Below are 13,422 nucleotides of genomic sequence, written 5' to 3'. Positions count from 1 at the left end.
AGGGCATCGCGGCGGTCAGCGGCGCAGGATAACCACCTCGTCGCCCTCGTAGCGGCTCAGGGCGAAATCGCGGAAGCCGAGGTCGCGGGCAAGCCGGATCGAGGCCGCGTGGCGGGCGTCGATCAGACAGGCGAAAGGTCGGCCGGGAAACCGCGCCTCGGCCCAGCCGAGCACGGCGCGTGCGGCCTCGCGCGCCAGGCCGCGCCCCTGAACCTCCGGCAGCACGCCCCAGCCGGCCTCCAGCATGCCCGTCATCGGCGGGTCGATCCGGCGCTGCATCTCCTGCACGCCGGCCTCGCCGATCAGCCGGCCGCCGGCGCGCTCGGTGACCACCCAGAAGCCGAAGCCGAGCAGCGCCCACGAGCCGCGATGGCGCAGCAGGCGCGTCCAGGCCTCCTCGCGGGTGAAGGCCCGGCCGCCGACATAGCGCGCCATCTCGGGGTCGGCCCACATGGCGGCATAGGCGTCGAGATCGTCGGCCCGGTGGGCGCGCAGCACCAGCCGCTCGGTCTCCAGCACCGGCGCCGCGCAGCGGCCGGCCGCCGGCTGCCTCACGCGAGCCGCTCGGCGACGAGCCGGGCGAGGCGCTCGGCCACCGCCTGCTTGTCCATCTCCGGCCAATCCTCGACGCCGTCGGCCGAAACGAGCCGGACCCGGTTGCGCGCGCCGCCCATCACGCCGCCGGGGCCGATGCCGCTGTCGTGCGAGACGTCGTTGGCGACGATCAGGTCGGCGCCCTTGCGGGCGAGCTTGGCGGCGGCGTTCTCCAGCAGGTTCTGCGTCTCCGCCGCGAAGCCGACGACGAGCCGTGGACGCTGCGCGTGGTGGCCGACGGTGGCCAGGATGTCCGGGTTCTCCACCATGGCGAGCGCCGGCGGCGCGCCGTCCGGCGTCTTCTTCATCTTCTCGGCCGCGTGCGTCTCCGGGCGCCAGTCGGCGACGGCGGCGACGAAGATGCCGGCATCGGCCGGCAGTGCGGCCTCGACCGCGTCGCGCATCTGGCGCGCGCTCTCGACATGCACGACGGTGACGCCCGGCGGGTCGGCGAGCGCCACGGGGCCCGACACCAGAACCACCTCGGCGCCGAGACCGGCGAGGGCGGCGGCGATGGCATGGCCCTGGCGGCCGGACGACCGGTTGGCGACGTAGCGCACCGGATCGATCGGCTCGTGCGTCGGGCCGGAGGTGACGATCGCGCGGCGGCCGGCGAGCGGCCGGTCGGCCGCACCGAGACACCGCTCGACAGCGGCGGCGATCTCCAGCGGCTCGGCCATGCGGCCCTCGCCCGCCTCGCCCGCCTCGGCCATCTCGCCGCGGCCGGGGCCGACGAAGGCGACGCCGTCGGCGGCGAGCCGCTCCCGGTTGCGGCGCGTCGCCGGATGCGCCCACATGCGCGGGTTCATCGCCGGCGCCATCAGGACCGGCGTCTCGGTGGCGAGCAGGATGGCGGAGGCCAGGTCGTTGGCCAGCCCGTTGGCGAGCTTGGCCATCAGGTCGGCCGTCGCCGGCGCCACCACCACCAAGTCGGCCTCGCGGGCCAGACGGATATGGCCGACGTCGTGCTCGGCCTGGCGGTCGAACAGCTCGGTGAACACCTGATCGGCGCTCAGCGCGCCGGCGGCCAGCGGCGTCACGAACTGCTGCGCGGCCGCCGTCATCACGCAGCGCACCGCCGCGCCACGCTCCTTCAGCCGGCGGATCAGGTCGAGCGCCTTGTAGGCGGCGATGCCACCGCCGATGACGAGCAGGATGCGCTTTTCGCTGAGGCTCATTGTCGCCGCTCCGCTGGCCGTGCCGGCAGGCGCTGCGCCGGCCGGCGACGGCCGGTATGGCGGAAATCGCCCGGCTTGAAAAGCGGCGCCGCTTCGCGGGCCGCGCTCCGGCCCGGCGCCGCCGCCCCGTCCCCTAAGCAAATCTTGAGGTTTTCGCCCTACACCGGACCGACCGGTGAAGGACGCGTGAGGATGGCACAGGCCGACGGCAGGCAGACGCGCTTCGTCCCGACGCTCGGCGCCGCGCTGCGCCGCGACGGCGGGCTCTATCTGGCGATCGCGCTCTACACGCTCGCCGGCCTCGCCTTCGTGATCGCGGCCGGCGCCTGGGACCGGCTCGCCTATTCGCGCTACGTCGTGCAGTGGACCGTGCTGTTCGCGCTGTTCATGCCGGCGGTGGCGCTGGTCTTCGATGCGGTGATGCTGGTGCACCGCTTCGACCGGCGCCGCCGGCTCGCCGCCCGGCGCATCTTTTCGGCCCGCCGCTTCGCGCACATGGCCGGCGGCATCGCGCTGTTGACCGGGCTGATGGTCTTCCAGGGCACCTTCACCTCGGTCAAGAACGCGCTGCCGGTGTGGCACGGCGGCTTTCCGTACGACCGGCTGCATGCCGACATCGACCGATGGCTGCACTTCGGCGTCGACCCGTGGCGGCCGCTGATGGCGCTGGCCGGCCGCGACTGGCTGCGCGAGGCGGTGCAGTGGAACTACAATGTCGGCTGGCTGGTGCTGACCTTCGCGACGCTGTTCTTCGTCGCCACCTCGCCCAGGGCGGCGGCGCTGCGCGGCCGCTACGTGCTGTGCTTCATGCTGGTCTGGGTGGTCGTCGGCAATCTCCTCGCCGGGCTCTTCCTGTCGGCCGGACCGGCCTTCTACGGCCTGGTGACCGGCGATGCGGCGCGCTTCGGCGAGCAGCTCGCCTTCCTGGCGCGCAGCGACAGCGCGGCCAACGCGGCGGTGGTGCTGCAGGACTATCTGTGGCGGCTGCACGAGTCGGGCCGCGCCGGCTTCGGCTCCGGCATCTCGGCCTTCCCCAGCGTGCATGTGGCGCTGACCGCGCTCAACACCTTCTTCGCCTTCGAGGTGTCGCGCCGGCTCGGCCTTTTCATGTGCGCCTATCTGGCGGTGATCGCGGCGAGCTCGGTCTATCTCGCCTGGCACTACGCGATCGATGCCTACGTCGCAGTGCCGCTTGTCGCGGCGATCTATCTGGCCGTGCGCCGCGCCGCCGCGCCGGCCGGCCGGCGCACCGCGCCGGGGGCGCTGCCGGCGCCGGCGCCGCGCGCCACCTGACGGTATCTCACAGCTTCCTGAGGGCGACCTCCTCGACCAGATGGTCCTCGCCCTTGCGCAGGATCAGGTCGGCGCGCGGGCGGGTCGGCAGGATGTTTTCCTTCAGGTTCTTCAGGTTGATGTTCTTCCAGAGGCCCTCGGCGATGGCGTGCGCGGCATCGGCCGAGAGCTGCGAGTAGCGGTGGAAGAAGGAATCCGGATTGCGGAAAGCGGTCTCGCGCAGCCGCATGAAGCGGTCGACATACCAGCGGTGGATGAGCGCCTCGTCGGCGTCGATGTAGATCGAGAAGTCGAAGAAGTCCGACACGAAGGGCACCACCTTGCCGTCGCTCGGCAGGTCGCGCGTCTGCAGGACGTTGATGCCCTCGAAGATCAGGATGTCCGGCTGGTCGATGGTGACGAAGGCGCCGGGCAGCACGTCGTAGGTCATGTGCGAGTAGAGCGGCGCGCGCACATTGCGCACGCCCGCCTTGATGGCCGACAGGAAGCGCAGGATGGCGCCGACGTCGTAGCTGTCGGGAAAGCCCTTGCGCTCCATCAGATTGTCGCGGCGCAGGATGGCGTTCGGCAGCAGGAAGCCGTCGGTGGTGACCAGATCGACCTTGGGACTCGACGTCCAGCGGGCGAGCAGCTCCTTGAGCACGCGCGCCGTCGTCGACTTGCCGACCGCCACCGAGCCGGCGATGCCGATGATGAAGGGCGTCTTGACCGCGTTGTCGGAGTTGAAGAACACCTTGCGCTGCTCGAACAGGAGCTGGCTCGCCTCGACATGCGCCGACAGGAGCCGCGACAGCGACAGGTAGACGCGGCGCACCTCCTCGAGATCGACCGGGTCGTTGAGCGAGCGCAGCCGGCGCACCTCGTCCTCGGTCAGCGTCAGCGGCATGTCGGCGCGGAACTGCGCCCAGCGCTCGGCCGAGAAGACGCGATAGGGCGAATAGGCCTCGGCGGGGGCGGCCTGGTCCATCGCGCGTGCAACCTCCGGTTCTGCTGCCACCTGTCAGTCCCGCGGTCTGGCCGCCTTCTCGGCGATGCCGGAGCGGGCCGTGCGCCGCTCGAGCTCGTCGAGCACGGCCTCGAGCGGAACGTCGGCCAGCGCCAGCACCACGAGCCAATGATAGAGAAGATCGGCGCTTTCCGAAACGAGCGCGTCGCGGTCGCCGCCGACCGCTGCGATCACCGTCTCGACGGCCTCCTCGCCGAGCTTCTTGGCGGCCTTGTCCATGCCGGCGGCATAGAGCCGGGCCGTCCACGAGTCCGCAGCGCCGGAGCGGGCGCGCTCGGCGACGATGCGCTCGAGGGCGGCGAGATCGAAGCCGCTCATCGGCCCGCCTCCGCCACGGCCGGCGCATCGAGGCGCACCGGCAGGCCGGCGGCCGCCATGTGCGCCTTCGCCTCGGCGATGCTGTGGGTGCCGAAATGGAAGATCGAGGCGGCCAGCACCGCCGTCGCGTGGCCGTCGCGGATGCCTTCCACCAGGTGATCGAGCGTGCCGACGCCGCCCGAGGCGATGACCGGCACGCGCACCGCATCGGCCACCGCGCGCGTCAGCGCGATGTCGTAGCCGGACTTGGTGCCGTCGCGGTCCATCGAGGTGAGCAGGATCTCGCCGGCACCCAGGTCAACGACGCGGCGGGCGTAGTCGACCGCGTCGAGCCCGGTGGCGCGGCGCCCGCCATGGGTGAAGACCTCCCAGCGCGGCGCCCCGCCGGCCTCCGACACGCGCTTGGCATCGACGGCGACGACGATGCACTGGTCGCCGAACTTGTCGGCCGCACGGGCGACGAACTGCGGCTCGGCGACGGCGGCGGTGTTGATCGACACCTTGTCGGCACCGGCCAGCAGCAGCTTGCGGATGTCGGCCACCGTGCGCACGCCGCCGCCCACCGTCAGCGGCATGAAGCATTGCTCGGCGGTGCGCGCCACCACGTCGAAGATCGTCTCGCGCTCCTCGTGGCTCGCCGTGATGTCGAGGAAGCACAGCTCGTCGGCGCCTGCCGCGTCGTAGGCCTTGGCCGCCTCGACCGGATCGCCGGCATCGACCAGGTCGACGAAATTGACGCCCTTGACGACGCGGCCGTCCTTGACGTCGAGGCAGGGAATGACGCGGGCCTTCAGGGTCATCGGGCGGTGTCCTCGCATGGCGTGGCAACGGGCCGGCCAGTGCCTTCGACGGCCGCGTGCCACGCAGGGCTGCCTGCCGAAACGGGCACGATCGTGCTGCCGGCTCGGCGATTCACTCGGCTTTGCATGGGGATGAGCGGTCCAATAGACTTGCGCAATGGACTCATGTTCCAGCGACAGCGAATTCATTTTCTATGCCGACGAAAGCGGCGATCATTCGCTGACTTCCGTCGATCCGGACTATCCGGTCTTTTCCTTGTCGCTTTGTGCGTTCAGAAAGAAGATCTACTGCTCCCGAATCGTCCCACGTTTCCAGAGACTGAAATTCTGCTATTTCGGGCATGATGCGGTTGTTCTTCATGAACATGACATTCGAAAGCAGTCGAAGGATTTCCGTATCCTGACGGATGTGAGACGCCGGAAAGCTTTCCTCGACGATCTGGCCACTTGCCTTCAGGCGAGTCCGTTCACCATCTTCAGCACCGTGATCCTGAAGCCGGACCTGAAGCTCGACCTCTTCCCCGTGAATCCCTACGCCATCTCGCTGCGGATATGTCTGCAACAGGCGTTCCGCTTCTTAAAGCGCAGGCGGCAGAGCGGCAAGCGCACGCACTTCCTTTTCGAGAAGCGGGGCAGACGGGAAGACTTCGAACTGGAGTTGGAATTTCGTCGCGTCGTCGACGGCCAGAACGATCTGGCGGTACCGTTCACCGGTTTCGACATCCGCTTCGTGGACAAGAAAAACAACTCGACGGGGATGCAGATCGCCGATCTGACCGCACGTCCGCTCGGGCTCAGCGCCTTTCGACGCAACCAACCCAACCGCGCCCTCGCCCTCATCGCGCCGAAACTGTATCGCGACCCACGAGCCTCGAAGCCGGCGCCGGGCATCTTCGTGCCATAGAAAAGCGAAAGGCCTCGGAATACTCCAAGGCCCGACGCCGACCGGGAAACCCCAATCCATTTCACCTAATCTAGGACGAAGAGGGCCTGCTGTCAAGATAAGCTATTTCTTTCAAGGAGATAGCCTGAGGCAGCAAGGTATTTATCCGGTTGGCCTTTCGCGCAGGATGCGCAGCGCCTCGGCGACGTCGATGCGGCCGTCATAGAGCGCGCGGCCGGAGATCGCGCCTTCCAGGCGCGCGGCGTCGGGCATCGTCATGCGCACGACGTCGGCCAGCGAGGCGAGGCCGCCGGAGGCGATCACCGGCACCGACACCGCGTCGGCGAGCGCGATCGTCGCTTCCCAGTTGATGCCGGTCAGCACGCCGTCGCGGTCGATGTCGGTGTAGACGATCGCCGCCACGCCGGCGCCCTCGAAGCGCCGGGCGAGCTCCAGCGCCGTCAGCTCCGATGCCTCGGCCCAGCCCTCGACGGCCACCTTGCCGCCGCGCGCGTCGATGCCCACCGCGATGCGGCCGGGAAAGGCCTTGCAGGCGGCGCGCACCAGGTCGGGGTCGCGCACGGCGACGGTGCCGAGGATGACGCGCGCCAGGCCCTTGCCGAGCCAGCGCTCGATGTCGGCCATGGTGCGGATGCCGCCGCCGAGCTGCACCGGGTTGCTCGTCGCGCCGAGGATGGCCTCGACCGCCTCGGCATTGACGCTGCGGCCGGCGAAGGCGCCGTTCAGGTCGACGACGTGCAGCCAGGAGAAACCGGCCTCCTCGAAGGCGCGCGCCTGGGCCGCCGGATCGGTGCCGTAGACGGTGGCGCGCTCCATGTCGCCGAGCTCGAGGCGCACGCAGGCGCCGTCCTTCAGGTCGATGGCGGGAAACAGGATCATGCGGTCAGACACCCTCGACGATGGCAAAGCGGACCCGCGCGGCCGGCGCCCGGATCCGCGCCGCCGCCTGATACTCCGGCGAGCGGTAGCAGGCGAGCGCGGTTTCGTAGGATTCGAACTCGATGACGACATGGCGGTCGCCGCTCGGGCCCTCCGGGTCGTCGTGCCGGCCGCCGCGCACCAGGAAGCGGGCGCCGTACTTCTCGAACGCCGCCGCGTTGGCCTCGACGTAGCGGCGATAGGTCTCCGCGTCGTCGATGTCGACCATCGCCATCCAGTAGCCCTTTTTCGTCATTGTCATGTCTCCGCTTACGTTCGATGCCGCCGGGCGCCGAGGCCAGGCGGCGCGGTCATGCGGCACACGCCCTGAGGCAGGCCGGGCTGCCGTCGGCGATCGGCCGCATGCCTCTCTAGGGTGCCCAGCGCAGGAAGTTGCCGATCAGCGCCAGGCCGAGCGTCTGGCTCTTCTCGGGGTGGAACTGGGTGCCGGCCACGTTGTCGCGCGCCACCACCGCCGTCAGCGGACCGCCATAGTCGGTGACCGCGACCACGTCGCCGGGCTCGCGCGCATCGAGCCAGTAGGAATGGACGAAATAGGCGTGCAGGCCGTCCGGCCCGGTGGCGATGCCGTCGAACAGCGGATGCGGCCGGCGCGGGTCGAGCGTGTTCCAGCCGATCTGCGGGATCTTCAGGCTGGCGTCGGCCGGCTCGATCAGCCGCACGTCGCCGGCGATCCAGCCGAGACCGGGGGTGACCGTCTTTTCCAGACCGCGCGTCGCCAGGAGCTGCATGCCGACGCAGATGCCGAGGAAAGGCCGGCCGCGGCCGCGCACCGCCTCGTCGAGCGCCTCGACCATGCCGGGCACGGCGTCGAGACCGGCGCGGCAGTCGGCGAACGCCCCGACGCCCGGCAGCACCACCCGGTCGGCGGTGCGCACGCGCTCGGCCTCGGCCGTCAGCTCGATCTCGGCGGCGAGCCCGGCCTCGCGCGCGGCGCGCTCGAAAGCCTTGAGCGCCGAGCGCAGGTTGCCCGAGCCGTAGTCGATGATGGCGACGCGCATGTCAGCGCTTCCAGGGGTAGTCGAGCAGGCCGAAGGCGGGGCCGGTGCGCGGCGGCCGGCCGGGCACGCCGGCCGGCGGATTGGCGACGGCCGGCCGCGCCGGCGCGGGCGATGCGGCGCGCGCCTCCTGCGCGGCGACCGCTTCCGCCACGTAGCGCGCCTCCGCCTCGTCGCGCGAGCCGGCCTCGACGACACCCCAGCTCCGCCAGCCGCGGCGCCGCAGGGCGGCGATGCGCAGCGTCTGCGCCTCGAGCCCGAACAGCGCCGAGACGGCGAGCGAGATCACCGGCAGCGCGGCCGACACGGCGTCGACGCGCGACAGCAGGCCGAGACCGACGGCGACCACCAGCGTGGCCAGCGCCTCGATCCACATGCGATGCCACAGGAACCACAGCAACGGCGCCAGGAAGGCGAAGACGGCGAAGCCGTCGCGCACCGCTTGGGCGCGCTCCTCTGGTGCGGCGGCCGCCCCGTCGGGCGGGACCATGACGACGTAGCTGGCCATGGATCTCTTCGTCCTGTCGATCGTTGCGCAGCGGCCGTCCCGCCCGTGCGGCGGCCGGCCTCTGCCTGTGTGGTGCACCCGCGACCGGCCGCGGCAACGACCGCCCGCGATCACGCTCCGGAGCCGATCTGCCCTTCAGGGAAACGCAGACCGGCTCCGAGTTGTCGTTTCAATGCGTTCGCCAACGGCGAACCGGTTTCCACTTCGCCTGCAAACGCTCTCGAGCACAATGCGTTCTGACGGAATCGGAACGTGTGCGCTGTCTGTTTGTGGTCGCATCGCTATCTGCGAAAAACCCGGCCCCGCTCTCTCGCATGATGTCCTAGCCGCCGAGCGTGCCCTTGGTCGAGGGGATCGCGCCGGGCTGGCGGTCGTCCGGCGCGATGGCCGCGCGCAGCACGCGCGCCACCGCCTTGAAGCAGGTCTCGGCGATGTGGTGCGCGTTGGCGCCGTAGAGATTGCTCACATGCAGCGTGAGGCCGGCGTTCTGGGCCAGTGCCTGGAAGAACTCGCGCACCAGCTCCGTGTCGAAGCTGCCGATCTTGGCGGCCGGGAACGCGACGTTCCACACCAGGAAGGGACGGCCCGACACGTCGATCGCCGCGCGCGTCAGCGCCTCGTCCATCGCCAGGTCGAGCGAGGCGTAGCGCACGATGCCGCGCCGCTCGCCGAGCGCGCGGGCGATCGCCTGGCCGAGCGCGATGCCGCAATCCTCCACCGTGTGGTGGTCGTCGATGTGCAGGTCGCCCTCCGCCTTCAAGGTCACGTCGATCAGCGCATGGCGCGAGAGCTGCTCGAGCATGTGGTCGAAGAAGCCGACGCCGGTGGCGATGTCGAAGCGGCCGGTGCCGTCGAGATCGACGGTCACCGCGATCGCGGTCTCGTTGGTGCCGCGCGTGATGCTGGCCGTGCGCGCCGTGCTGCCGGATGCCATGAAGCGTGCGCTCCGTTGCGAGGAGGTGTGCCTTCTAGCAGCGGCCGCCCGCCATGGCCAGAGCCATCGCCGGGCGCGCGGCGGCCGCGCCGGCGCGGTTTGCAATCACGGCCATGCCACATACATAAGGCCCTCGACCGGCGCGGCAGCCGGCCGGTCGGCGCGACGGAGTATCCCATGGACAGTCAGACCTCGATGCATGCCACCACGATCGTCACCGTGCGCAAGGGCGGCAAGGCGGTGATCGCCGGCGACGGCCAGGTGAGCATGGGCCAGACCATCATGAAGGGCAACGCGCGCAAGGTGCGCCGCATCGGCAAGGGCAACGTGATCGCCGGCTTCGCCGGCGCCACCGCCGACGCCTTCACCCTGCTCGAGCGGCTCGACGGCAAGCTCGAGCAGTATCCCGACCAGCTGATGCGCGCCTGCGTGGAGCTCGCCAAGGACTGGCGCACCGACCGCTACCTGCGCCGGCTGGAGGCGATGATGCTGGTCGCCGACAAGTCGATCACCCTGGCGCTGACCGGCAACGGCGACGTGCTGGAGCCGGAGGAAGGCGTGATGGCCATCGGCTCGGGCGGCAACTACGCCCTGGCCGCCGCGCGGGCGCTGCTCGACAGCGATCTCGACGCCGAGGCGATCGCCCGCAAGGCGATGCAGATCGCCGCCAGCATCTGCATCTACACCAACGATTCGATCGTGGTGGAAACCCTCGATGCCGCGTAGGCCCGGCCTGCGCCGGCGGCCCGGCCGCGGCGCGCCGCCCGACATCATGCACCACGACACGAACCACGAGACGCAGCCATGACCACGTTTTCCCCGCGCGAGATCGTCTCCGAGCTCGACCGCTACATCATCGGCCAGAAGGACGCCAAGCGGGCGGTGGCGATCGCGCTGCGCAACCGCTGGCGGCGCCAGCAGCTCGAGGCCGGGCTGCGCGAGGAGGTGATGCCCAAGAACATCCTGATGATCGGCCCGACCGGCGTCGGCAAGACGGAGATCTCGCGCCGCCTGGCGCGGCTGGCCGGCGCGCCGTTCATCAAGGTCGAGGCGACCAAGTTCACCGAGGTCGGCTATGTCGGCCGCGACGTCGAGCAGATCATCCGCGACCTGGTCGAGGTGTCGATCGGCCTGACGCGCGAGAAGATGCGCGAGGGCGTGCGCGCCAGGGCCCATCTCAACGCCGAGGAGCGGGTGGTCGACGCGCTGGTCGGCAAGCAGGCCAGCCCGGCGACGCGCGACAGCTTCCGCAAGAAGCTGCGCAACGGCGAGCTCGACGACAAGGAGATCGAGGTCGAGGTGTCGGACAGCAATCCCGGCATGCCGGGGCTCGACATTCCCGGCATGCCCGGCGCCAACATTGGCGTGCTCAACATCAACGAGCTGTTGTCGAAGGCGATGGGCGGCGGCCAGAAGAAAACCGTCAAGACCACGGTCAAGGAGTCCTACAAGCACCTGATCGACGACGAGTCCGACAAGCTGCTCGACCAGGACCAGGTGATCCAGCGGGCGCTGGCGACGGCGCAGAACGACGGCATCGTCTTCCTCGACGAGATCGACAAGATCGCCACCCGCGAGGGCGGGCTCGGCGCCGGCGTCTCGCGCGAGGGCGTGCAGCGCGACCTGCTGCCGCTGGTCGAGGGCACGACGGTGGCGACCAAGTACGGCCCGGTGAAGACCGACCACGTGCTGTTCATCGCCTCGGGCGCCTTCCACGTCTCCAAGCCGTCCGACCTGCTGCCCGAGCTGCAGGGCCGGCTGCCGATCCGCGTCGAGCTCAGGGCGCTGGAGAAGAAGGACTTCCGTCGCATCCTGACGGAGACCGAGGCGAGCCTCATCAAGCAGTATGTGGCGCTGATGGCGACCGAAGGGGTGAGCCTGGAGTTCACCGACGACGCCATCGACCGGCTGGCCGGCATCGCCGTCGACCTCAACGCGAGCGTCGAGAACATCGGCGCGCGGCGGCTGCAGACGGTGATGGAGCGGGTGCTCGACGAGATCTCCTTCGAGGCCCCCGACCGCCCCGACACGACCGTGGTGATCGACGCCGACTATGTCGACGCCAATGTCGGCGACCTGGCCAAGAACACCGACCTGTCGCGCTTCATCCTGTAGCGCGGGCTCGCCGCCGGCTGTGGCCGAAAGGGCACGGCCGGCCGCCGGCATGCGCCGGCGCCTCGACTCGGCGGCGCGCAGCGCCTAGTTTGCTGCGCCCGACGCGCTTGCGAACCGACCTGCCGATGCCGATCCGACCGCTCCTCATCGCCCTGTGCCTTGCATGGCTGGCCGCCGCGCCGGCCGTGGCGGCGACCCCTGTGCCGCCGGGCAACCGCAATGCGGAGCAGCCGCCGGTGCCCGGTGCCTCGGCACGGCGCACGCAGGCGCTGAAGACGACCTACGAGGCGAAATACCGCAAGATCCACGACCTTTTGAAAAACGACCCGGCGCTGATCGGCAAGATCCGCGCGGTGGCGGCCGACTACGACATCGCGCCGATCCACATCGTCGGCGCGCTGGTCGGCGAGCACAGCTACAACGTCGACGCCTACGACCGGCTGCAGACCTACTACGTCAAGGCGGTGTCCTACCTGAACAGCCGCTTCGCCTTCGCCCATGGCGGCGAGGACATCGACGACTTCATCGCGCGGCCGCAGTTCGCCGGCTGCGACATGGACGACAGCTACGCGCTGTGGAGCTGTCGCGAGGCGGTGTGGGAGACGAGCTTCCGCGGCAGGACCGTCGAGGGAAGCGCGTTTCCCGACGACCGCTTCTCGGCCGTCTTCTTCCAGCCCTTCTATGCCGGCCAGACCTTCGGCATCGGCCAGCTCAACCCGCTGACCGCGCTGCAGATGACCGACCGCGTGGCGGAGACCTCGAAGCTGCCGAAGCTCGACCACCGGCAGCCGCAGGACGTCTACCGCACGATCATGGACCCCGACATGACGCTCGCCTATGTCGCGGCGACGCTGAAGGCCGCGATCGAGGCCTATGAGGAGATCGCCGGCTACGACATCTCCGGCAATCCGGGCATCACCGCCACGCTCTACAATCTCGGCAATCCGGAGGCGCGCGCCCGCACGCTGGCCGCCGAGAACGCCGAGCGCCGGCGGACCGGCCGCCGGCCGCGGCTGCCGCAGGAGAACTATTACGGCTGGCTGGTCAACGACAAGCTCGAGGAGCTGGAGGCGCTGCTCGCCCCGTCATGAACGGCGCCGGGCCCGCCGGCGGCTGCCGCGCAGCGCCGTCTCGAGCTGCTCGGTCAGCCGCTCCAGCGCCGTCTCGTCGAGCTCGCCGACGGTCTCGGCCAGCCGGTTGGCGAGCGCGGTGGCGCGCGGCGACAGACCGGCGGTGTCGACGGCGACGCGGGGATGCGAAACGCGCGCCAGCCGCTCCAGCTCCTCCGCCTCGTCCCAGATGACGTTGAAGAAGCCGATCACCTTCTGCACCATCGCCCAGTTCGGCGGGCTGCGCCGGCCGTGCTCGAGGGCCGACAGGTAGCCGGCGCTGACGCCGAGCGCCTCGGCCATCGCCTGCTGCGAGATGCCGCGCTCGCGCCGCAACTGGCGCACACGCTCGCCGAACGGGGTCACGGCCGCTCGCTCCCGGTCCGGCGCAGCCGGACGTAGAGCGCGCCGCCGCCGCCATGCCGGCGGCCGGCCTCCGACACGCCGGAGACGAGCGGCCGGAAGGGCGTCGTGGCGAGCCACTGCGGCACGGCCCGGCGGAGCACGCCGCTGTCGCCGGGCGCCGAGCCCTTGCCGGTGATGACCAGCACGTGGCGCAGCCCGCCGGCATGGGCGCGGCGCAGGAACGACAGGAGCAGCCCGTGCGCCTCGGCCTGCGTCATGCCGTGCAGGTCGACGCGCGCCTCGAGCGGCACGCGGCCGCGGGCCAGCTTCGCCCGCGTCGGCCGGTCGACCGAACCCGCCGACGCCTGCCCCGGCCCCACC

General features: G+C 70.5%; 17 protein-coding genes. 5 read left to right on the top strand and 12 right to left on the bottom strand.

Features of this window, described 5'->3' with window-relative positions; translation table 11 throughout:
• Positions 1–15: 15 nt before the first annotated feature.
• Both N1F89_RS09350 and coaBC read right to left on the bottom strand, forming a co-directional pair.
• Positions 16–555 (bottom strand): GNAT family N-acetyltransferase, encoded by a 540-nt coding sequence (locus N1F89_RS09350; RefSeq protein WP_290083647.1) that lies wholly within the window; start codon positions 553–555, stop codon positions 16–18.
• Positions 552–1,772, bottom strand: coding sequence for a bifunctional phosphopantothenoylcysteine decarboxylase/phosphopantothenate--cysteine ligase CoaBC (coaBC, locus tag N1F89_RS09345; RefSeq protein ID WP_290083645.1), 1,221 nt, complete (start codon positions 1,770–1,772; stop codon positions 552–554). The genes N1F89_RS09350 and coaBC overlap by 4 nt, the downstream gene beginning before the upstream one ends.
• A 192-nt stretch (positions 1,773–1,964) precedes the next feature.
• Here coaBC and N1F89_RS09340 point away from each other — a divergent pair, with 192 nt between their 5' ends.
• Entirely contained in the window at positions 1,965–3,065 is a 1,101-nt protein-coding gene (locus tag N1F89_RS09340; protein ID WP_290083643.1) for a phosphatase PAP2 family protein, read from the top strand.
• A 7-nt stretch (positions 3,066–3,072) separates the two neighbouring features.
• Here N1F89_RS09340 and coaA read toward each other — a convergent pair whose 3' ends face one another.
• From coaA to hisF, 3 genes are read right to left on the bottom strand one after another with little or no spacing between them, the layout of a single operon-like run.
• Positions 3,073–4,032 carry a type I pantothenate kinase gene (coaA, locus tag N1F89_RS09335; RefSeq protein WP_290083641.1) on the bottom strand — a complete coding sequence of 320 codons (960 nt, stop codon included), beginning with the start codon at positions 4,030–4,032 and terminating at the stop codon, positions 3,073–3,075.
• A gap of 33 nt (positions 4,033–4,065) precedes the next feature.
• Positions 4,066–4,389 carry a phosphoribosyl-ATP diphosphatase gene (locus N1F89_RS09330; protein ID WP_290083640.1) on the bottom strand — a complete coding sequence of 108 codons (324 nt, stop codon included), beginning with the start codon at positions 4,387–4,389 and terminating at the stop codon, positions 4,066–4,068.
• Complete coding sequence (hisF, locus tag N1F89_RS09325; RefSeq protein ID WP_290083638.1) at positions 4,386–5,189, bottom strand: imidazole glycerol phosphate synthase subunit HisF; 804 nt, start codon at positions 5,187–5,189, stop codon at positions 4,386–4,388. Before hisF ends, N1F89_RS09330 begins: the two co-directional genes overlap by 4 nt.
• 157 nt (positions 5,190–5,346) lie before the next feature.
• Here hisF and N1F89_RS09320 point away from each other — a divergent pair, with 157 nt between their 5' ends.
• Positions 5,347–6,093 (top strand): DUF3800 domain-containing protein, encoded by a 747-nt coding sequence (locus N1F89_RS09320; protein WP_290083636.1) that lies wholly within the window; start codon positions 5,347–5,349, stop codon positions 6,091–6,093.
• A 141-nt stretch (positions 6,094–6,234) separates the two neighbouring features.
• On the opposite strand, the gene hisA is transcribed toward N1F89_RS09320, so the two are convergent.
• From hisA to hisB, 5 genes are all read right to left on the bottom strand, one after another.
• Positions 6,235–6,972, bottom strand: coding sequence for a 1-(5-phosphoribosyl)-5-[(5-phosphoribosylamino)methylideneamino]imidazole-4-carboxamide isomerase (gene hisA / locus N1F89_RS09315; protein WP_290083634.1), 738 nt, complete (start codon positions 6,970–6,972; stop codon positions 6,235–6,237).
• Between the two features lie 4 nt (positions 6,973–6,976).
• A complete protein-coding gene (locus N1F89_RS09310) occupies positions 6,977–7,267 on the bottom strand; it encodes a DUF1330 domain-containing protein (protein WP_290083708.1) in 291 nt (96 codons plus the stop codon).
• A gap of 115 nt (positions 7,268–7,382) precedes the next feature.
• Positions 7,383–8,033, bottom strand: a complete 651-nt coding sequence (hisH, locus tag N1F89_RS09305) for an imidazole glycerol phosphate synthase subunit HisH (RefSeq protein WP_290083632.1) — start codon at positions 8,031–8,033, stop codon at positions 7,383–7,385.
• A 1-nt stretch (position 8,034) separates the two neighbouring features.
• Positions 8,035–8,538, bottom strand: a complete 504-nt coding sequence (locus tag N1F89_RS09300; RefSeq protein WP_290083630.1) for a DUF2628 domain-containing protein — start codon at positions 8,536–8,538, stop codon at positions 8,035–8,037.
• 322 nt (positions 8,539–8,860) lie between these two features.
• Positions 8,861–9,472, bottom strand: a complete 612-nt coding sequence (hisB, locus tag N1F89_RS09295; RefSeq protein ID WP_290083628.1) for an imidazoleglycerol-phosphate dehydratase HisB — start codon at positions 9,470–9,472, stop codon at positions 8,861–8,863.
• A 177-nt stretch (positions 9,473–9,649) separates the two neighbouring features.
• Here hisB and hslV point away from each other — a divergent pair, with 177 nt between their 5' ends.
• From hslV to N1F89_RS09280, 3 genes are all read left to right on the top strand, one after another.
• Positions 9,650–10,198, top strand: coding sequence for an ATP-dependent protease subunit HslV (hslV, locus tag N1F89_RS09290; RefSeq protein ID WP_290083626.1), 549 nt, complete (start codon positions 9,650–9,652; stop codon positions 10,196–10,198).
• Positions 10,199–10,276: 78 nt separating this feature from the next.
• Complete coding sequence (hslU, locus tag N1F89_RS09285) at positions 10,277–11,587, top strand: ATP-dependent protease ATPase subunit HslU (protein ID WP_290083624.1); 1,311 nt, start codon at positions 10,277–10,279, stop codon at positions 11,585–11,587.
• Positions 11,588–11,712: 125 nt separating this feature from the next.
• Complete coding sequence (locus N1F89_RS09280; RefSeq protein WP_290083622.1) at positions 11,713–12,678, top strand: DUF1402 family protein; 966 nt, start codon at positions 11,713–11,715, stop codon at positions 12,676–12,678.
• Here N1F89_RS09280 and N1F89_RS09275 read toward each other — a convergent pair.
• Both N1F89_RS09275 and N1F89_RS09270 read right to left on the bottom strand, forming a co-directional pair.
• Positions 12,673–13,062: a helix-turn-helix transcriptional regulator gene (locus tag N1F89_RS09275; RefSeq protein WP_290083620.1), complete on the bottom strand. Its 390-nt coding sequence runs from the start codon at positions 13,060–13,062 to the stop codon at positions 12,673–12,675. The two genes, N1F89_RS09280 and N1F89_RS09275, sit on opposite strands and share 6 nt — an antisense overlap.
• Positions 13,059–13,422: Smr/MutS family protein (locus N1F89_RS09270; RefSeq protein WP_290083618.1), on the bottom strand; the 364-nt coding region annotated here is incomplete at its 5' end. The genes N1F89_RS09275 and N1F89_RS09270, both read right to left, overlap by 4 nt.

Origin of the sequence: Aquibium sp. A9E412 (genome assembly GCF_030398335.1) — a bacterium.
Lineage (GTDB): Bacteria > Pseudomonadota > Alphaproteobacteria > Rhizobiales > Rhizobiaceae > A9E412.
The sequence above is the reverse complement of the archived record's forward strand: the minus strand, read 5'-3'. Positions and strand labels throughout refer to the sequence as shown.

Excerpts from the sequence above, each read along its gene's own strand:
- coaBC (WP_290083645.1), bottom strand. The coding sequence starts at position 1,772 with ATGAGCCTCAGCGAAAAGCGCATCCTGCTCGTCATCGGCGGTGGCATC.
- N1F89_RS09340 (WP_290083643.1), top strand. The coding sequence starts at position 1,965 with ATGGCACAGGCCGACGGCAGGCAGACGCGCTTCGTCCCGACGCTCGGC.
- coaA (WP_290083641.1), bottom strand. The coding sequence starts at position 4,032 with ATGGACCAGGCCGCCCCCGCCGAGGCCTATTCGCCCTATCGCGTCTTC.
- N1F89_RS09330 (WP_290083640.1), bottom strand. The coding sequence starts at position 4,389 with ATGAGCGGCTTCGATCTCGCCGCCCTCGAGCGCATCGTCGCCGAGCGC.
- hisF (WP_290083638.1), bottom strand. The coding sequence starts at position 5,189 with ATGACCCTGAAGGCCCGCGTCATTCCCTGCCTCGACGTCAAGGACGGC.
- N1F89_RS09320 (WP_290083636.1), top strand. The coding sequence starts at position 5,347 with ATGGACTCATGTTCCAGCGACAGCGAATTCATTTTCTATGCCGACGAA.
- hisA (WP_290083634.1), bottom strand. The coding sequence starts at position 6,972 with ATGATCCTGTTTCCCGCCATCGACCTGAAGGACGGCGCCTGCGTGCGC.
- N1F89_RS09310 (WP_290083708.1), bottom strand. The coding sequence starts at position 7,267 with ATGACGAAAAAGGGCTACTGGATGGCGATGGTCGACATCGACGACGCG.
- hisH (WP_290083632.1), bottom strand. The coding sequence starts at position 8,033 with ATGCGCGTCGCCATCATCGACTACGGCTCGGGCAACCTGCGCTCGGCG.
- N1F89_RS09300 (WP_290083630.1), bottom strand. The coding sequence starts at position 8,538 with ATGGCCAGCTACGTCGTCATGGTCCCGCCCGACGGGGCGGCCGCCGCA.
- hisB (WP_290083628.1), bottom strand. The coding sequence starts at position 9,472 with ATGGCATCCGGCAGCACGGCGCGCACGGCCAGCATCACGCGCGGCACC.
- hslV (WP_290083626.1), top strand. The coding sequence starts at position 9,650 with ATGGACAGTCAGACCTCGATGCATGCCACCACGATCGTCACCGTGCGC.
- hslU (WP_290083624.1), top strand. The coding sequence starts at position 10,277 with ATGACCACGTTTTCCCCGCGCGAGATCGTCTCCGAGCTCGACCGCTAC.
- N1F89_RS09280 (WP_290083622.1), top strand. The coding sequence starts at position 11,713 with ATGCCGATCCGACCGCTCCTCATCGCCCTGTGCCTTGCATGGCTGGCC.